Origin of the sequence: Burkholderia sp. M6-3 (assembly GCF_050858985.1) — a bacterium.
GTDB classification, from domain to species: domain Bacteria; phylum Pseudomonadota; class Gammaproteobacteria; order Burkholderiales; family Burkholderiaceae; genus Paraburkholderia; species Paraburkholderia caledonica.
Genome location: NZ_CP110090.1, coordinates 1387302 through 1405058 on the forward strand (window position 1 = coordinate 1387302; position 17757 = coordinate 1405058).

General features: G+C 62.8%; 15 protein-coding genes. 12 read left to right on the forward strand and 3 right to left on the reverse strand.

Annotated features, from left to right (window positions below; all coding sequences use genetic code 11):
- The first annotated feature begins 47 nt into the window (after nt 1–47).
- The 5 genes from guaB (at nt 48) to OH764_RS06015 (ending at nt 7332) form a co-directional block, all read left to right on the forward strand.
- Complete coding sequence (guaB, locus tag OH764_RS05995; protein WP_020065652.1) at nt 48–1508, forward strand: IMP dehydrogenase; 1461 nt, start codon at nt 48–50, stop codon at nt 1506–1508.
- A gap of 6 nt (nt 1509–1514) precedes the next feature.
- Nucleotides 1515–2348 (forward strand): hypothetical protein, encoded by an 834-nt coding sequence (locus OH764_RS06000; protein ID WP_498848367.1) that lies wholly within the window; start codon nt 1515–1517, stop codon nt 2346–2348.
- A gap of 221 nt (nt 2349–2569) precedes the next feature.
- A complete protein-coding gene (gene guaA, locus OH764_RS06005; protein ID WP_498848368.1) occupies nt 2570–4153 on the forward strand; it encodes a glutamine-hydrolyzing GMP synthase in 1584 nt (527 codons plus the stop codon).
- Between the two features lie 258 nt (nt 4154–4411).
- The gene (locus tag OH764_RS06010; RefSeq protein ID WP_498848369.1) at nt 4412–5182 is read left to right on the forward strand and encodes a DUF72 domain-containing protein; all 771 of its coding nucleotides are present in this window, start codon (nt 4412–4414) and stop codon (nt 5180–5182) included.
- A gap of 281 nt (nt 5183–5463) precedes the next feature.
- Entirely contained in the window at nt 5464–7332 is a 1869-nt protein-coding gene (locus OH764_RS06015) for a serine hydrolase domain-containing protein (RefSeq protein WP_498848370.1), read from the forward strand.
- Between the two features lie 122 nt (nt 7333–7454).
- On the opposite strand, the gene OH764_RS06020 is transcribed toward OH764_RS06015, so the two are convergent.
- Nucleotides 7455–8480, reverse strand: a complete 1026-nt coding sequence (locus OH764_RS06020) for an AraC family transcriptional regulator (RefSeq protein ID WP_027775304.1) — start codon at nt 8478–8480, stop codon at nt 7455–7457.
- Between the two features lie 207 nt (nt 8481–8687).
- Between OH764_RS06020 and kce the strand changes: the two genes are divergently transcribed.
- The 4 genes from kce (at nt 8688) to OH764_RS06040 (ending at nt 12714) form a co-directional block, all read left to right on the forward strand.
- Entirely contained in the window at nt 8688–9626 is a 939-nt protein-coding gene (kce, locus tag OH764_RS06025) for a beta-keto acid cleavage family enzyme (RefSeq protein ID WP_498848371.1), read from the forward strand.
- Nucleotides 9627–9724: 98 nt separating this feature from the next.
- Nucleotides 9725–11071: an MFS transporter gene (locus OH764_RS06030; protein WP_498848372.1), complete on the forward strand. Its 1347-nt coding sequence runs from the start codon at nt 9725–9727 to the stop codon at nt 11069–11071.
- A 43-nt stretch (nt 11072–11114) separates the two neighbouring features.
- On the forward strand, nt 11115–11855 hold the full coding sequence (fabG, locus tag OH764_RS06035; RefSeq protein WP_498848373.1) for a beta-ketoacyl-ACP reductase: 741 nt from the start codon (nt 11115–11117) through the stop codon (nt 11853–11855).
- 67 nt (nt 11856–11922) lie between these two features.
- Complete coding sequence (locus tag OH764_RS06040; RefSeq protein ID WP_498848374.1) at nt 11923–12714, forward strand: SDR family oxidoreductase; 792 nt, start codon at nt 11923–11925, stop codon at nt 12712–12714.
- Nucleotides 12715–12830: 116 nt separating this feature from the next.
- On the opposite strand, the gene OH764_RS06045 is transcribed toward OH764_RS06040, so the two are convergent.
- Entirely contained in the window at nt 12831–13238 is a 408-nt protein-coding gene (locus tag OH764_RS06045) for a DUF2000 family protein (RefSeq protein ID WP_498848375.1), read from the reverse strand.
- A gap of 44 nt (nt 13239–13282) precedes the next feature.
- Nucleotides 13283–14140: an AraC family ligand binding domain-containing protein gene (locus OH764_RS06050; RefSeq protein ID WP_498848376.1), complete on the reverse strand. Its 858-nt coding sequence runs from the start codon at nt 14138–14140 to the stop codon at nt 13283–13285.
- Nucleotides 14141–14407: 267 nt separating this feature from the next.
- On the opposite strand from OH764_RS06050, the gene OH764_RS06055 reads away from it, so the two are divergent.
- The 3 genes from OH764_RS06055 to pdxA all read left to right on the forward strand — a co-directional run bounded on the left by OH764_RS06055 (nt 14408) and on the right by pdxA (nt 17747).
- Entirely contained in the window at nt 14408–15388 is a 981-nt protein-coding gene (locus tag OH764_RS06055) for a 2-keto-3-deoxygluconate permease (protein ID WP_498848377.1), read from the forward strand.
- The gene (locus tag OH764_RS06060) at nt 15385–16683 is read left to right on the forward strand and encodes a four-carbon acid sugar kinase family protein (RefSeq protein WP_498848378.1); all 1299 of its coding nucleotides are present in this window, start codon (nt 15385–15387) and stop codon (nt 16681–16683) included. Before OH764_RS06055 ends, OH764_RS06060 begins: the two co-directional genes overlap by 4 nt.
- Before the next feature lie 62 nt (nt 16684–16745).
- Entirely contained in the window at nt 16746–17747 is a 1002-nt protein-coding gene (gene pdxA / locus OH764_RS06065; RefSeq protein ID WP_498848379.1) for a 4-hydroxythreonine-4-phosphate dehydrogenase PdxA, read from the forward strand.
- Nucleotides 17748–17757 lie beyond the last annotated feature (10 nt).

The window sequence follows — 17757 nt, forward strand, 5'->3', positions numbered from 1 at the left end:
CGGGGAGGTATCGCGTATAATTCGCTTTTGCGCCTATAGGATTTGCCATGCGTCTGATCCAAACAGCACTCACGTTCGATGACGTGCTCCTCGTCCCGGCCTTCTCCGATGTTCTGCCGCGCGACACCAGCCTCAAGACCCGGCTGACCCGCAATATTTCCCTGAATATGCCGCTCGTGTCCGCAGCTATGGACACGGTCACCGAAGCCCGCCTCGCTATCGCCATGGCGCAAATGGGCGGCGTCGGCATCATTCACAAGAACCTCACGGCGGCCGAGCAGGCGCGTGAAGTGGCCAAGGTCAAGCGCTTCGAGTCGGGCGTCGTCCGCGATCCGATCACGGTGCCGCCGCAAATGAAAGTGCGCGACGTCATTGCACTGTCGCAACAGCATGGCATCTCCGGTTTTCCAGTCGTGGAAGGCGCGCAGCTGATCGGCATCGTCACCAATCGCGACCTGCGCTTCGAAGAGCGTCTGGACGAGCCGGTGCGCAATATCATGACGCCGCGTGAGCGGCTCGTGACCGTCAAGGAAGGCACCTCGCTCGCCGAGGCCAAGGCGCTGATGCACAGCCACCGTCTGGAGCGTGTGCTGGTCATCAACGACGCATTCGAACTGCGCGGCCTGATGACGGTGAAAGACATCACCAAGCAGACCGAGCACCCGGACGCCTGTAAAGACGAACACGGCAAGCTGCGCGCGGGCGCGGCGGTCGGCGTCGGCGCGGACAATGAAGAGCGCGTCGAACTGCTGGTCCAGGCGGGCGTCGATGTGATCGTCGTCGACACCGCGCACGGTCATAGCAAGGGCGTGCTCGAGCGCGTGCGCTGGGTCAAGCAGAACTTCCCGCACGTCGAGGTGATTGGCGGCAACATCGCCACCGCGGCGGCAGCCAAGGCGCTCGTCGAATACGGCGCAGACGGCGTGAAGGTCGGTATCGGCCCGGGCTCGATCTGCACGACGCGAATCGTCGCAGGCGTCGGGGTTCCGCAGGTCACTGCGATCTCGAACGTGTCCGAAGCGCTGAAGGGCACCGGCGTGCCGGTTATCGCAGACGGCGGCGTGCGTTTTTCGGGCGACGTCAGCAAGGCGCTCGCAGCGGGCGCAAACGCCGTGATGATGGGCAGCATGTTCGCCGGCACCGAAGAAGCCCCGGGCGACGTGTTCCTGTATCAGGGCCGCCAGTACAAGTCCTACCGTGGCATGGGTTCGGTCGGCGCGATGAAGGACGGCGCGGCGGACCGCTACTTCCAGGACAACTCGGCAAACATCGACAAGCTGGTGCCGGAAGGTATCGAAGGCCGCGTCGCCTACAAGGGCTCGGTCAACGCGATCCTGTTCCAGCTGATCGGCGGCGTGCGTGCCAGCATGGGCTACTGCGGTTGCCGCACGATTGCCGAGATGAACGACAAGGCCGAGTTCGTGCAGATCACGGGCGCGGGCTTGCGCGAGTCGCATGTGCACGACGTGCAAATCACCAAGGAAGCGCCCAACTACCACGTGGACTAAACGCCAATGAAGCCATTGCTGCGCGCTGTACTGATCGTCGACGCGTTGTTGCTGCTCGCGTTCGGCCTGCTGTTCCTGCTGACGCCGTGGACTTCGTTGTACAACGCGCTGCTGCTGGTGCAAACGCAGCCGGCGCTGGTCGGCCAGGCGTTTGGCGTTGCGTTGATCGGGCTCGCGTGGCTCGCGTTGCATGCGTCGATCGACGGCGGGCTGACGTCGTCGGTTGCAAGGGCTGTCGGCCACGTGAACTGGTTGACCGGCGTGCTGATGCTGGTCTGGCTGCTCGGTTTGCATACGCCGGCGCTGACCGGCTTCGGGCAGATCGTCGCGGTGCTCACGGGCGTGGTGTTGCTGGTGCTGGGTCTGGGCGGCGTGCGGTTGTCGGGCGCGGTGCGGCGGCGCGAGAAGTTGCGCGTCGCTGAAGCCAATGCCGCGGAGCGTGCCGAAAAGCAGGCTGCGAAAGACGCCGCCAAAAACGCGGCAAACAGGGCGGCGAACGAAGCGGCAATCAACACTGCAGCTAGCACGGCAAGCACGGTAAGCTCTGCAAGCACGGACGGCCGGCGCGAGCCCGTGGTTCCTGCTACGGCGGGCTTCCCGGTGTATCGCGCGGAGCCGCTCGTCGAGCCGGCTATGCCTGCTGCGACGGTCGTGCCTGCTGCTCCAGACACGCGGCCGCTCGGCTCGGCATCTACCGTGCCGTTGCATCCGTCGGTCGACGAGCCCGGTCTGAGCGCATCCGAACGCGCTGCACGGGCGCAAGCTGCTGTCGCTCGCGACGAGGCCCGCAATGCCGCTGCCGATGCGCCCAATGCGCCCCGGCCCCCGTTTCATGGCTGACGCGCCGCGCGCCACTGCATTCGCCAAAGCAACCGCAATCCGTACGCGCGCGCCACGGGCAGGTAACTGCAGCAGTGGCGAACTAGGCGCACACAGGCTTCATCATCGCGTTTCGCCATCGCATCCGCGGGCCCGCATGTCCGCGTGGACCGCTTTGAATTCAACGCCGCGCTTCGTGCGCGGCATTCCGTATCCGCTCACTTTTGACTCCGTCCGCTGCCATGCATGACAAGATCCTGATCCTCGACTTCGGTTCGCAAGTCACCCAACTGATTGCACGTCGCGTTCGCGAAGCCAACGTGTATTCGGAAATCCATCCCTACGACGTCGATGCTTCGTTCATCCGCGACTTTGCGCCGAAGGGCGTGATCCTGTCCGGCGGCCCGAGCTCCGTCACCGAAACGGACACGCCGCGCGTGCCGCAAGCGGTGTTCGAACTCGGCGTGCCGGTGCTCGGCATCTGCTACGGCATGCAGGCCATGGCCGAGCAACTGGGCGGCAAGGTCGACATCGGCCATCTGCGCGAGTTCGGCTATGCCGAAGTGCGCGCGCGCAATCACACGAGCCTGCTCGACGGCATCAGCGACTTCACTACGCCGGAAGGTCACGGCATGCTGAAAGTGTGGATGAGCCACGGCGACAAGGTGCTCGAAATGCCGCCTGGCTTCGCGCTGATGGCGTCGACGGAATCGTGCCCGATCGCCGCAATGGCCGACGAGACGCGCCGCTTCTACGGCCTGCAATGGCATCCGGAAGTCACGCACACCGTGCAAGGCCGTGCGATGCTCGAGCGCTTCGTGCTGCAGATTTGCGGCGCGCGGCCCGACTGGGAAATGGGCCACTATATCGACGAAGCAGTCGCGAAGATTCGCGAGCAGGTCGGCAATGAACATGTGATTCTCGGCTTGTCGGGCGGCGTGGATTCGTCGGTGGCGGCGGCGCTGCTGCACCGCGCGATCGGCGATCAGCTCACCTGCGTATTCGTCGATCATGGCCTTTTGCGCCTGAACGAAGCCGAGCAGGTCATGGCTACGTTCGCGGATCACCTGGGCGTAAAGGTGATTCATGTCGACGCAAGCGACGTGTTCCTGCGCAAGCTGGAAGGCGTGACTGACCCGGAAGCGAAGCGCAAGATCATCGGCGCGGAGTTCGTCGAGGTGTTCCAGACGGAAGCCGGCAAGCTCACCGATGCGAAGTGGCTCGCGCAAGGCACGATCTATCCGGACGTGATCGAATCGGCGGGCAAGGGCAAGAAGGCGACGCAGACTATCAAGAGCCACCACAACGTGGGCGGCCTGCCTGAGACGTTGAACCTGAAGCTGCTCGAACCGCTGCGCGAACTGTTCAAGGACGAAGTGCGCGAACTCGGCGTGAAGCTCGGTCTGCCGCCGGCTATGGTGTATCGCCATCCGTTCCCGGGCCCGGGTTTGGGAGTGCGGATTCTCGGCGAAGTGAAGCGCGATTTCGCGGATCTGCTGCGTCGCGCAGACGCCATTTTCATCGAGACGTTGCGCACGTTCATCGACAAGGAGACCGGCAAGTCGTGGTACGACCTGACGAGCCAGGCGTTCGCGGTGTTCCTGCCGGTGAAGAGCGTCGGCGTGATGGGCGACGGCCGCACCTACGAGTACGTGGTCGCGTTGCGCGCCGTGCAGACGCTCGACTTCATGACCGCGCATTGGGCGCATCTGCCGCATGAGCTTCTGGGTCATGTGTCGAACCGCATCATCAATGAAGTGCGCGGCATCAACCGGGTGGTGTACGACATCTCCGGCAAGCCGCCGGCGACGATCGAGTGGGAGTAAGCGGTAACAACCGGCGTGCAGATCGAGCACGTCCGGTTCATTAACCGGCGCAAAAGACCGAAGCGACCACACCCGACCAAAGCGTCGTCGACGTAAAAAGTCTCCCAAAAGAACGCTGCTCCTGCAGCCTTCCCGCCGTCAGCATCTCGCAAGGCCCGCTTTCCCGCGGGCCTTTTTCTTGTAGGTCTCCCGCATCTAGCTGCTAAACCAGCGGCATCACCACGCCTCATAGGCCCAGACTTTGCTGCGCCTACACGCATGACCCATTCGACGCATCGCGAGACTCGTTCCACCGCACCGCCGATACTTATCGGCTGTGCAGGCTGGGCGCTGTCATCCAACGTCGCGGCGCGATTTCCCACGCAGGGTAGCCATCTCGAGCGGTATGCGCGGCTGTTCCCGGCTGTGGAAATCAACTCGTCGTTCTATCGCCCGCATCAGCCGAAAACCTATGCCCGCTGGGCTGAAACCGTACCCGAAGCATTCCGGTTTTCCGTGAAGATTCCGAAGGCGGTCTCGCACGAACTCAGGTTGAGCGACGCCGATGCCGCCATGAGCGCATTTCTCGCGCAAGCCGCGCCCTTGGGCGAGAAAATGGCCTGTCTGTTGCTACAGTTGCCACCGAGCCTCGCATTCGATAAATCCGTCGCACGTGACTTCTTTGCGCTACTGCGCGACCTCACAAACGTGCGCGTTGCCTGCGAACCGCGTCATGCGTCGTGGTTCACCGACGAAGCCGCGCAAACGCTAATCGATGGCGGCGTTGCCTGCGTGCGCGCGCATCCACCGCCCGTCGCCGACGCTGAACCGGTGGGCGATCCGCGCACCTTGTACATCCGTTTGCACGGCTCGCCTCGTATCTACTATTCGGCCTACGACGAGCCGTTCATCGAAGCGGTCGCGGCGCGCATTGTCGAAGCCCGGGAATCCGGAGCCGACGTCTGGTGTATTCTCGACAACACCGCGCTTGGCGAGGCGGTGCCGAACGCCTTGATGCTGATGGAAAAGCTGGAAGAAGCGGCTGCTTAGGCGGCCCCTTCGAACGGTACATAGCGATCGCGAGCCGAGCCGGCTATTCCGGCCAGGTGTCAGCAACCCGTTGAGCGCACTCTTGAGCCAAAGCCTCGCAGCATCTCGACACATTGCTACTCGCGCTCGCATTGCGCCGCTATGATTGGGGTAGGGTGCCGCACGCGAAAACGCCCTCGCATCGTGTCGAAGATGCGGAAATGGCTTTGCCGTGCGGGCGGCGCCACGGTTTAACAAACGCTTGTTACAGGTCCTGAAAAACTTGAACAAAGGGGAATGCCGTGGCCAGACGCAACCGCAACGACAAGGGGCTTTCCAGCGAAGCGCGGCGGCAATTTCTCGGCTACACGGGCGCCGGGGTGCTCGCGGCCGTGCTGCCCGGCTGCGGCAACGACGAGCTCCATTCGACGCCTTATCAGCAGACCATTGCGCTTGGTCAACAGACGATCCAGCAGGCTGTCAGTGATCCGTCGAATGGCGTGGCGGCGATTTCAGTCGCGATGGTCAAAGGCAACGCGGTGGTCTGGCAGCAGGCTTTCGGGCTGGCATCGGTGCCGGGGCAGATCAAGGCGACGCCGCAGACGCGCTTCAACATCGGCTCGGTCAGTAAGTTGTTCCCGGCGCTGGCGGCGACGATCCTCGTCGATCGCGGGCTGATCACGCTCGACACGCCAATCGTCAAATATCTGCCGACCTTCACGATGTTGTCGCCGCAATACGCACAGATCACCATGCGTCATCTGCTGTCGCATGCATCCGGTCTGCCCGGGACAAATGGGCGCAATCTCTTCACGTTCGAGCCGGTTGCCGGCTACGCCGCCGACACGCAAGCCGAACTCGCCAACTCGCACCTGAAGCATTTGCCTGGTGAACTCGCCGTGTATTGCAACGACGGCTTCACGATGGTCGAGCAGGTCGTGCTCGCCGTGACGGGGCAGAGCTTCGTGAACTTCGTCCAGTCGGAGATCCTCGCGCCGCTCAAGATGACGAACTCCAGCTATCTGACGAGCGTGCCTTCCAGCGGATCGTTCTCGCTGCCGTACGTGAACGGCACGCAGCGCCAGGAATTCGTCAATGCGTACGCGACCGGAGGACTAAGCTCCACGCCCGCCGACATGATGAACCTCGCGCAGATGATCTACGGCGGCGGCATGTTCGAAGGACGGCGCATCGTCTCCGCGGCGGGCATCGCGGAGATGGGCGCGGACCAGACGAAAAGCCTGACGATCAACCCATCGCCCGAATGGCGCTGGGGTCTTGGCTGGGACACCGTGGTACAGCCGGCGCTCAACGCTGCAGGCGTGCTCGGCTGGGAAAAAGACGGCGGCACTGCGTTCTATTCGACCGAATTTTTCGTTGTGCCTAACTCGCATTTCGCGCTGCTGGTGACCGGCAATGCGGGATACGACGCTCGCGGGATTGCTGAAACGCTGGTGCTGTCGGCGTTGAAAGAAGACGGCACGATTTCGTCGCTACCGGCGAGGATCAGTAAAACGCCACCGCCGGTTGCATCGGGGCCGGGCATTGCGAGCGGAGCGGGCATTTACGGCAATTCGGATTCGCCGTATCAGGTGCTTGCCAACGCGGACGGTAGTCTGCAGATCAACCAGTGGGACGCCCACACGCGAGGCTGGGCGCAGATTGGCGCATACCGGTATCGCAGCGACGGCTGGTGGGCAAGCGATACCGACACGGCCTCGTATCGGTTCGCAGTCGTGTCGGGCAGCGACAGCGGGGGAAATGCGTTCAACTATCGCTATCTGATGAAGCGCGTCGTGCCAGGCGCGGGCTATGCCTATCTGACGTTGCCGGTCGGTCAGCAAATGACACCGCTGGCGGCGCTCGACAGCGCGTGGCAGCAACGCGTCGGTACGCAATGGACGTTGACCAACGATTCGCCGAGCGCCGTGCCGATCGTCGTGCTTGGCAATCCGCCGGGGTTTTTCGCGACACTGAACGAGCTTCCGGGCTACGTGCTGTACGGCAACGAAGACCTTCGCTACCAGCTATTCGTGCCGTTGAGCGACACGCTCGGTGGCATGTCGGTCAAGGTGCCGGGCAATTTCGGGCGCGACCTCTACGAGATCCGTTTCGCGTCGACCAGTGCGACGACGCTGACAATCGGCACTTCGATTTACGCGCGGATCTGACGGGCAAGCTTTTCATGCCGCCAGGTCGCGCGAGTTTCCGCTACGGGTGTCCGCGTTCGAAGGGCACATTAACGTTCGCAGTACTGTCATTCAATCGCAGGCACCGGGCAACGGAAACGCGCTCACCGCCGCAGTTCGCCAGGCCCTTTTCCTGTCCACCGCTTCAAGGCGCGGCGAAAGTTTGCCGCGTCGCTGAAGCCTAGAAGCATCGCGACATCTTCGGTGCTCATTCTTGTCGACTGCAGATATTCGATAGCGAGCGAGCAGCGCACGTCGTCGACGATTGCCACGAAAGAGGTTCCCTCTGTTTCAAGGTGACGCCGCAAGGTCCGGCTCGTAAGATTCAGCCTTGTCGCCACTTCCTCCATGCCTGGAAAAACGCCCGGCGTGCTCATCAGAATCTGATACACCTCGCCGGACGTGCCGACAGAGGTCTTCGCCTGCCCGATCAGGCGATCGCAGGTTTCCTGCAACAGCGTTGCAGTGAGCTTGTGCGCGAGCTGCGGCTTCTGGTTCAGAATCGCGCTGTCGTAGATGAGCTCGCATTGCGGCGCGTCGAAAAAGCACGGACAGCCGAGGTACTGCGAATAGATGCCGGCATGCGGCGGAGCAGGGTACGAGAAACAGGCCTTGAGCGGCGGGCAGCTATGGCCGGCGACGTCCTGCAGATGCGTGACATGCTGCGTGAACTGCTGCTCGATGATGAACTCGCGCAGTTCGCGCGACGGGCTCGAAACAAACGCGTCCGGAAACGACCAGACAGCCTTGTCCGGATACTCCGTCCACTCGATCGTCACCGTGGGTGTTGCAAGGCGATGGTACTTCACGCCGAGACGGAAGTAATCGCGCAACGACAGGCACGACATCAGCGCATAGCCGTACATGCCGTACGCCGACAGGTGCAGACGCGAGCCGACCTTGAACGGCGTCGCCGGGTCGCGCGAGAGCAGCACCGCGTTGCGGGCCACCACTGCATATTGACGCACCGAGGTCATCACGGACGCGTCGTTGAGCTGGTCCACTGTCAGGCCGCTTCCCTTCAGACTGGTTTCGGGCGCAATGCCTTGCTCCGCGAGGACTTCGACCAGCGCGGCGATTTTGTACGGCGCGTAGATACGCTCGTTAAGCAATGGGCGGGTCGATGCCAAAGAAAGCTCCGCAAATTGTCCTCAAGGGACATCTCCATGTCCGGAAATGACCTTACCGCTGCGATCGTATCGAAATAAGATTGACTACACAAGACGATGCGCCCGCACAGCGGTCGGGGCATCTGCAGACAATGGGGACAACGCGGACGCGTGATCCGGTCGCGCACGACGGTGCGTCGGATCATGTCCGCAATCGAGGATATTTCAATGAGCGACACAAGCCGAAAGGTCATCATTTCATGCGCCATCACGGGGGCAACGCATGTCCCGTCGATGTCCGAGTTTCTGCCAATCACGCCGGAGCAAATCAAGGATCAGGCGATCGAGGCGGCTCGAGCGGGCGCCGCGATCATCCACTTGCACGCTCGCGACCCGGTTGACGGCCGACCGACACCGAGCCCGGAAATCTTCAAGGCCTTCGTGCCTGCGATCGCCGAAGCGACCGACGCCGTTATCAACATCACGACAGGCGGCAGCACGCGCATGACGCTCGAAGAACGTCTCGCGTATCCTCGACTGGCCAAGCCCGAGATGTGTTCGCTCAATATGGGCTCGATGAACTTTTCGATCCATCCGGTCGCCGCAAAAATCTCATCGTGGCGCTACGGCTGGGAGAAGGACTACATCGAAGGAATGGAAGACATGATCTTCCGCAACACCTTCAGGGACATCCGCAACATTCTTCTGGAACTGGGCGAAAGCGGCACGCGCTTCGAATTCGAATGCTACGACGTGGGCCACCTCTATAACCTTGCGCATTTCGTCGATCAAGGCCTCGTTAAGCCGCCGTTTTTCATTCAGTCGGTGTTCGGGATTCTGGGCGGTCTGGGCGCGGACCCTGAAAACATGTTGCTGATGCGTTCGACGGCAGACCGGCTGTTCGGCCGCGAGAATTATCACTTCTCGGTGCTCGGCGCAGGCCGGCATCAGATGCCGCTCGTGACCATGAGCGCGATCATGGGCGGCAATGTGCGCGTGGGTCTGGAAGACAGTGTGTACCTCTCGAAGGGCGTGAAGGCGGAGACCAACGCGCAACAGGTCCGCAAAATCCGTCGCATTCTTGAAGAACTGTCTCTGGAAATCGCCACGCCCGCCGACGCGCGAAAAATGCTGGGTCTCAAGGGCGCCGATCAGGTCAACCTGTAGCCGCTGTGTACCTGCCGCGAGACTCATCAGCGCATGAGTCCCGGTCTGCCTCGCAACAACAAAAAAATAGATCTGTTTCAAATATTGGAGACAACGTTATGGATACCGCTTCCGCCGATCAGCGGGTCGGACAGTTGCATCGCGTCGCCACGCGCAAAGCAATGGCCAGACTCATCCCGTTGATGTGCGCCATCTACTTCATGTCCTTCCTCGATCGCACCAACGTTGCGCTCGCGAAGCTGCAGCTTGCGGCGGATGTAGGCATCAGCGCCGCCGCATACGGTTTCGGCTCGGGCATTTTCTTTCTCGGCTATGCACTGCTCGAAGTTCCGAGCAACCTCGCAGCGCACAAGGTCGGGCCGCGCCGCTGGATCGCACGCATCGCGGTGACGTGGGGCATTCTGTCGACGGCGATGATGTTCGTGCAGGGAACGTCCTCGTTCTACGCGTTGCGTGTTCTGCTAGGCATTGCGGAGGCGGGCCTTTTCCCCGCGCTGATGTATATGGTGACGCTCTGGTTCGCGCCTCACGACCGGCCTGTCGTGGTCGGCTGGATCTACATTGCACCGGCGCTCGCGCTGATGCTCGGCAATCCGTTGGGCGGCGCGCTGATGCAACTCGACGGCTTCGGCGGCCTGCACGGCTGGCAATGGATGTTCATGCTCGAAGGCATTCCGAGCGTGATCGTCGGCATCGTATTGTTCTTCAAGATGCCCGAGCGGCCGCGCGACGCACGATGGCTCTCGGCGGCCGAGCGCGATGTGCTTGAGACGCATGCGGTGATCGACGGGCACGGCCGCGCGGACTATTCGTCCGCGAACTGGATTGCCGCTCTGAAACGGCCCACGACGGTGCTGATCGGCATCATCTACTTTCTGAATCAGGTCGCGTTCGTCGGACTGTATTTCTTTACGCCCGCCATCATTCATCAGATGCATGTCAATTCGTCGCTCGTGGTAGGTTTTCTGTCGGCGAGCGTCGGTCTCGGCTTTCTGCTCGGCGTGCTGGTCCTTCCGCGTATCCACCGCCGCACGGATCGCGACTGTGTGTTTCTCGGTATCCTGACCGCAGGGCTTATCCTCGGTGCTTGTGCGTACCTTGCAGTGACGAATCCCGCCGCGCGAATCGCGCTGCTCACCGTGACCGCATTCTTCGCGGGCGGCGTGCTGCCTTCTTACTGGGCGATCGCGATGAAGCGTCTGCAAGGCATTCAGGCAGCCGCCGGCCTTGCGTTCGTCAACACGATCGGGTTGATTGGCGGCTTCGTGGGACCGTATCTGTTCGGTATTGCAGAAACATCCTCCGGTCGAAGCGATGCCGGTTTCACGGTGATCCTGATTGCCGGGGTGCTCGGTCTCGCACTGGTTCCTGTGCTGGCGCGAGCAATGCGCAGCGAGGCCGGTGTGCTTGCGTCGTCGGGGCCGGCTGCACAGATGAAACCATAGCGGGCATGTTCGAGCCTGGTTTTTACAGTAAGGATATTCAACGATGAAGCTGAACGGAAAAGTCGCAATCATTACAGGCGCGGGGCAGGGGATCGGCGCGGCAACGGCATTGAAGTTCGCACGCGAAGGGGCGGTCGTGATCGCTTGCGACATGAATCTCGATGCGGTGGCGACGGTCGCGCACCTGTGTCGCGAAGCGAGCGGGAAGGCGGACGCATTTGCCGTCGATGTCACCAATCGCACGCAAGTCGATGAAGTGGTCGCCAAGGTGCGCGGCACATATGGGCGCATCGATGTGGTCGTGAACAACGCGGGAATCACGCGCGACGCCCGTTTGCAAAAAATGACGCTGCAGCAATTCGACGACGTGATCGACGTGAATCTTCGCGGCGTTTTCCATACCGCACAGGCCGTTGTCGATACCATGATCGAACAGGGTTCCGGCGTCATCCTGAACGCGAGTTCCGTGGTGGGCGTCTACGGTAACTATGGACAGACGAACTATGCCGCAGCCAAGTTCGGCGTGATCGGCTTCACGAAGACATGGAGTCGCGAACTGGGTCCGAAAGGCATTCGCGTCAATGCGGTTGCGCCGGGTTTCATCGACACGCCCATTCTCAAGACGATCCCTGAAGATGTGCTGACGAAGATGCGCGACCAGGTGCCGCTGCGCCGGCTCGGCAAGCCCGAGGAAATCGCCAGCATCTACGCGTTCCTCGCGAGCGACGAAGCAAGCTATGTCAACGGCGCGGTTATAGAGGCCACCGGAGGACTCACGCTGTGAGCAGCGTTATTAATCACTCTACGAGCCGCATGACGAGCCATATCAAGAACATCGGAGAGACACGCGAATGAGCATCATTGATCTTTTGAAGCCGAGGCCCGGGCTGCGGGTATTCGTATCAGCGGGTGCTGCGGGAATTGGTCTGGCGATCGCCGAAGCGTTCATCGAGGCGCAAGCAGAGGTTTATATCTGCGATGTAAACCAGGCCGCCATCGATGCGGCCACGTCGCGGTTCCCCAAACTGCACGCGGGCATCGCCGACGTGTCGAAGCAGGCACAGGTCGATCAGATCATCGACGATGCGCGGCGCAAGCTCGGCGGACTCGATGTTCTCGTCAATAACGCCGGCATAGCGGGACCTACGGGTGCCGTGGAGGAACTCGATCCCGCGCAATGGGAGAGTACTGTCGCCACCAATCTGAACAGTCAGTTCTATTTCCTGCGCAAGGCGGTGCCGGTACTCAAGGAGACATCGGACTGCGCGAGCATCATCGCGATGTCTTCTGTTGCGGGACGCCTTGGGTATCCGTTCCGAACGCCATACGCGTCGACGAAATGGGCGATCGTGGGGCTGGTCAAATCGCTCGCTGCGGAGCTCGGACCGAGCAATGTGCGCGTCAACGCGATTCTGCCCGGCGTGGTGGAAGGCGAACGGATGGACCGCGTAATCTCCGCTCGTGCAGACGCCCTTGGAATCCCGTTTGACGCGATGCGCGAAGAGTACCTGAAGAAAATCTCGCTACGCCGCATGGTGACTGTCGACGACATCGCGGCAATGGCACTGTTCCTCGCGTCCCCGGCGGGCAGCAATGTGACGGGGCAGGCAATCAGTGTGGATGGCAACGTCGAGTACTTATGAGGCGATGCCGCCTCGCTACGTGCGGGACGGCGAGGCGGCGCTCGACACGCCAACGCGATTACCTTGCTCGAAGCCGCGTTGGATGGACTCAACTGCGCCGCCGCCGCGAACATCACTCACGGGTGCAATGCAAGCCCTTTCACCGTTTTGTCGATGGCCTTTTTGGACCCATGCAGCGCGAGACCCACGAGGTCCAGGTTCGTCACATCTTGCGCATGAAAAGCCTCGCGATTCGCCGCGTCGTGGCCGGTTGAAAACATCGCGTGCACGTAGGGCACGATCGTGAGTTCGCGCGTGACGGCTTGCCGATGCGCAGCTTGCAACCCGGAAAGATTGGTGGCGAACACCAGCATTGGTTGACCTAGCATGCGGCCATATCGGCGCCCGGCGGCATCCTCGTAAGGCTCGCCCAGCGCGTCCGGTATCGCGGCGGCGACACCCGTCGCGAGAAACGCGGCTACATTGAGTTTCTGCCAGACTGCGAGATCGTCGCGCACGATCAGCGCTACCTTCGTATCGAACATGTTTGCTCCTCGGTGAGGCGCTCATGATCGGCGAGCCTGCGCAATCAGTCTGGAACGTTCGTGCACATGCGCCGGTAGGCGGCCGGGGTCATCCGGTACGCACGGCGAAACCAGCGGCCAAGATGGCTTTGATCCGCGAATCCGACTTCTGCGGCAACCTCCGCGGGTGTGCGGCCGTTTGCGAGCAGTCTGCGCGCTGCGCGCAGGCGCAGGCGGATCAGATACGCGTGCGGCGACGTGCCGAACGCCCGCTGAAACAGACGCGTCAACCGGAACCGGTCGATCCCCGCAATACTGGCCAGTTCATCGAGTCCGACGTTGCCGTCCATGTGGTCGTGCAAGAAATCGCGGACTCGGGCGATCGTGGCTGACATCGCCACGCCATCCGCCATCGGCATATCGCCCAGGTGACCGGCGAGCCGCTTGAGCAGGCGATCTAACGTCTGGTCGCGCGCTAGTCGACCTTCATTGCCGTAGATCGCGAGAAACGCTTGCCGGATGGCATCGACTAGACCGCTGTCGTCGACGAGCGTATGCGCGAAAGCCGCGTCGACCCGCTGGAGACCGGGAACGTTCAGGCGGCGCGTCGCGCGTTCGACCCAGGTCTGCGGCAGATACAGCATTGCGTAGGTGAATCCGCCTGCCTCCGGCGCATGGCCGTCGTGCAACGCGCCTGGCTCGATCAGGATCGCCCGGCCCGGGACGCTCGTGTGCAGCGAGCGGCGGCACCGGAAGCGCTGTACACCCTGTTCGGTGTAGCCGATGAGCATGTCGTCGTGGTCGTGTGGATCGTAGGCGTGGCCGCTGAAATGCGCGCGCAGGCTTTCGATTCCCGTCTCCGGATCGCGCCGCGCCTCTAGCCAGTTGTCGGAACCTGCAAGGGAGAACGCCGCGCTCGTCATTACTTACCTCGCTCCTTTTGGATTGCCCGTTGCTGACGGCAGTGTACGTGGTCAGCATCCGTTTCGCGCCGTTGACGCAAGCCCGTTACTGCCGGTTAGCGAGAGGCGCAGCAGCGAGTCGCGCGCTCGTGCCAGTCGCCGCCTGCTCACATCGATCACACAAATGATTGATTTGCGCAAGTTTCTCGGAAGAAGTACACTGCAATCTGATCGTTTCAATCAAATCAGTGACCAAATCAATCAGGTCGGATCAGACTGGAGACTCGTATGGCCCAAATACACATAAAGCGCGGCATTGAACGCGTACCCGGCGGCATGATGATCGTCCCGTTGCTGCTAGGCGCGCTCGTCGCGACCTTCCTGCCGGGCATGCCGAAATTCTTCGGCTCGTTCACAAACGCGTTGTTCACCGGCGCGCTGCCGATTCTCGCGGTGTTTTACGTCTGCATGGGCGCGAGCATCGACGTCAAAGCCACGCCTTATCTGCTGAAAAAAGGCGGCGCGCTGTTCGTCACCAAGGTTGGCGCCGCGATCGTAATTGGCGTCGTGATGGGGCGTTTCCTCGGCGAACAGCCCATTTCGTCGGGACTTTTCGCCGGTCTGTCGACGCTTGCGGTCGTCGCGGCGATGAACGACACCAACGGCGGGCTCTACATGGCGTTGATGGGCCAATACGGCCGCTCGGAAGACGTGGGTGCCTACACCATCATGTCGCTCGAATCCGGCCCCTTCCTGACCATGGTCACGCTTGGCGTCGCCGGTCTGTCGGCGTTCCCGTGGCCTACGCTCGTCGGCAGCATCCTGCCGCTGGTTTTCGGCATGCTGCTGGGTAACCTGGACCGCGAAATGCGCGCGTTCCTCGGCAAAGCCGTACCGGTGATGATTCCATTCTTCGCTCTGGCGCTCGGCGCGAGCCTCGATCTGCACAAGGTGTGGCAGGCCGGCATCCTCGGCATCGGGCTCGGCATTGCGGTTGTGATCGTCACAGGCATTCCGCTTTATCTGGCCGATCGTCTGACGGGCGGCACCGGTGTCGCTGGCGTCGCGGCAGCGAACACGGCGGGTAATGCGGCCGCTGTGCCGGCGCTGATCGCCGCGGCGAACCCGGTCTACTCAGAGGCTGCTAAAAGCGCGACACTGCTCGTGGCCGCGTGCGTCGTGGTGACCGCGATCCTTTCGCCGATCCTCACTGCCGCCGTCGCGAAACGCGTGCAGCTTCGCCGCGAAGCAGGAGAGCTGGCGCGATGAGCATACTGATCATCGCCGACGATCTGTCCGGCGCCGCAGATTGCGCGATCGGCTTTGCCAGCGCCGGGCACCGCACCATCGTGACGCTCGACGTGCCGGCGCATGGGCTCGACGCACAGGCGGCCGACGTGATCGCCGCGGACACCGACACTCGCCGTCTCACGCCAGCCCAGGCCGCGCAACGCAGCGCGGCGGCCTGGCAGACATTGCGCGGTCCGGGCCGGCGTCTGTACAAGAAAATCGACTCGACGCTGCGCGGCAACTGGGCGGCCGAGGTCGCCGCGTTGCAGCCGCTAGCCGGCCTCGCGATCGTCGCGCCTGCGTTCCCGGCGACGGGCCGCACGTTGCGCGGCGGCCGCGTGTTCGTGCACGGCGAACCGCTCGAATCGACGGACACCTGGCAGCTCGACAATCCCGGTCGCGCCGCCGACCTGCACGCGATGCTGGCGGAAGCCGGCTTGTCGACCGCGCAACTCGAGGTGGACGCGCTGCGCGAAGGTGCTGACACGCTCGCCGCGCGTATCGCAGCAGTGGCAGCGAGCGGCACGCAGGCACTGGTGGTGGACGCCGAGACAAGGCAGGATTTATCGACGCTCGCTCAGGTCACGACGCAGATGAGCGAGGCGCTGTTCTGGGTCGGCTCAGGCGGCCTCGCGCGCGAGATCGCGGGCCTCGCTGGTCTGTTCGACACTCGACCCGCGGCACAGACTCAATGCCCACCGCAATCGCGCGATGAAAGCGCGCCGGTGCTGGTTCTCGTGGGCAGTCTCTCGGCGGTGTCGGAGCGGCAGTGTGCGATGCTGCGCGAACGCGCGGGCATGGCGGAACTGACCGTACCGCCCGCGATGCTGCGCGACGGAGAGCGTCATCCTGACTGGCCCGCGTGGCGGGCACAGATCGGCGAGGTGATCGCGACGCGCGCGGATCTGTTGCTGCGCATCGGCCGCGACGACGCGTTCGATCCGGCCGAAGGCGCGCTGCTGTCCACGGCACTTGCGGCGCTCGTCGAGCCGCATTTCGGCGCGCTTGGCGGACTGATCGCAACGGGCGGCGAGACCGCGCGCGCGATGCTGAGTGCCGTCGGCGTCAGCGGTGTGGAACTGATTGCGGAGATCGAACCGGGTGTGGCAATCGGCAAGCCCATCGAAGCCCGCGCGTCGCAACCGCATTTGCGTATCGTCACGAAGGCGGGCGCCTTCGGCACGGATCACGCGCTGTTCGCCGCGTGGCGCTATCTGCACGAAGCGCCGGCAACGTCGGCGGTCGCGGGAACCGGCTTACACGATCCAGCCTGAGCGCCGCATCGGCGCAATCAGGCGGGCAGGTTAGGCAGACATCAAGGACCAGGCAAAACATCATGAGCAATTACCTTCCAGTCATCGGCATCACGATGGGCGACGCAGCGGGCGTCGGCCCGGAGATCATCGTCAAAAGCCTTGCGCACGACATCGTCTACAAGCAGTGCCGTCCGCTCGTGATCGGCGACGCGCGGCGGCTGGAGCGCGCGAACGAGATCGTCGGCGGCAACGCCAGAATCCGCCGTATCAAGGAAGCGGCCGAAGCGCGCTACGAGCCGGGCACGATCGACTGCATCGACCTCGACCTGATTCCCGCCGACATGCCGTTCGGCCAGTTGTCGGCAGTCGCCGGCGACGCCGCCTATCAGTTCATCGCGCGCGCGGTTCAACTCGCCGAGGCGAAGCAGATCGACGCGATCTGCACGGCGCCGCTGAACAAAGAAGCGCTGCACGCGGGCGGCCACAAGTTTCCCGGCCATACGGAAATGCTCGCTTATCTGACGGGTGTGGACGAGGTGTCGATGATGCTGGTCGCGCCGCAACTGCGCGTGATTCACGTGACCACGCATATCGGCATCATCGATGCGATCCGCAAGATCGAGCCGGGTCTCGTGCAACGCACTATCGAGCGGGGTAATGCGACGCTCATCAAGGCCGGCATTGCGAAGCCGCGCATCGGCGTGTGCGGCATCAATCCGCACGCCGGCGAAAACGGCCTGTTCGGTTACGGCGAGGAAGAAGAGAAAATCGTGCCGGCGGTGAAAGTGCTGCAGGAACGGGGGCTCGACGTGACGGGGCCGCTGCCCGCCGACACGCTGTTTTTCCGCGCGGGCCGCGGCGATTTCGACCTGGTGGTCGCGATGTATCACGATCAGGGCCACGGCCCGGTGAAGGTGCTCGGCCTCGAAGCCGGCGTGAACGTGACCGTGGGCCTCGAAGTGATCCGCACATCGGTCGATCACGGCACCGCATTCGACATTGCGGGCAAGGGCATCGCCGACGAGCGCAGCTTGCTCGAGGCACTCCGCCAGGGTGCCGAACTCGCCACGCGGCGCGGCTGAAGCAGGGCAA

Bases quoted from the DNA above. Each gene is read 5' to 3' on its own strand.
- guaB (WP_020065652.1), top strand. From the start codon at position 48: ATGCGTCTGATCCAAACAGCACTCACGTTCGATGACGTGCTCCTCGTC.
- OH764_RS06000 (WP_498848367.1), top strand. From the start codon at position 1,515: ATGAAGCCATTGCTGCGCGCTGTACTGATCGTCGACGCGTTGTTGCTG.
- guaA (WP_498848368.1), top strand. From the start codon at position 2,570: ATGCATGACAAGATCCTGATCCTCGACTTCGGTTCGCAAGTCACCCAA.
- OH764_RS06010 (WP_498848369.1), top strand. From the start codon at position 4,412: ATGACCCATTCGACGCATCGCGAGACTCGTTCCACCGCACCGCCGATA.
- kce (WP_498848371.1), top strand. From the start codon at position 8,688: ATGAGCGACACAAGCCGAAAGGTCATCATTTCATGCGCCATCACGGGG.
- OH764_RS06030 (WP_498848372.1), top strand. From the start codon at position 9,725: ATGGATACCGCTTCCGCCGATCAGCGGGTCGGACAGTTGCATCGCGTC.
- fabG (WP_498848373.1), top strand. From the start codon at position 11,115: ATGAAGCTGAACGGAAAAGTCGCAATCATTACAGGCGCGGGGCAGGGG.
- OH764_RS06040 (WP_498848374.1), top strand. From the start codon at position 11,923: ATGAGCATCATTGATCTTTTGAAGCCGAGGCCCGGGCTGCGGGTATTC.
- OH764_RS06045 (WP_498848375.1), bottom strand. From the start codon at position 13,238: ATGTTCGATACGAAGGTAGCGCTGATCGTGCGCGACGATCTCGCAGTC.
- OH764_RS06050 (WP_498848376.1), bottom strand. From the start codon at position 14,140: ATGACGAGCGCGGCGTTCTCCCTTGCAGGTTCCGACAACTGGCTAGAG.
- OH764_RS06055 (WP_498848377.1), top strand. From the start codon at position 14,408: ATGGCCCAAATACACATAAAGCGCGGCATTGAACGCGTACCCGGCGGC.
- OH764_RS06060 (WP_498848378.1), top strand. From the start codon at position 15,385: ATGAGCATACTGATCATCGCCGACGATCTGTCCGGCGCCGCAGATTGC.
- pdxA (WP_498848379.1), top strand. From the start codon at position 16,746: ATGAGCAATTACCTTCCAGTCATCGGCATCACGATGGGCGACGCAGCG.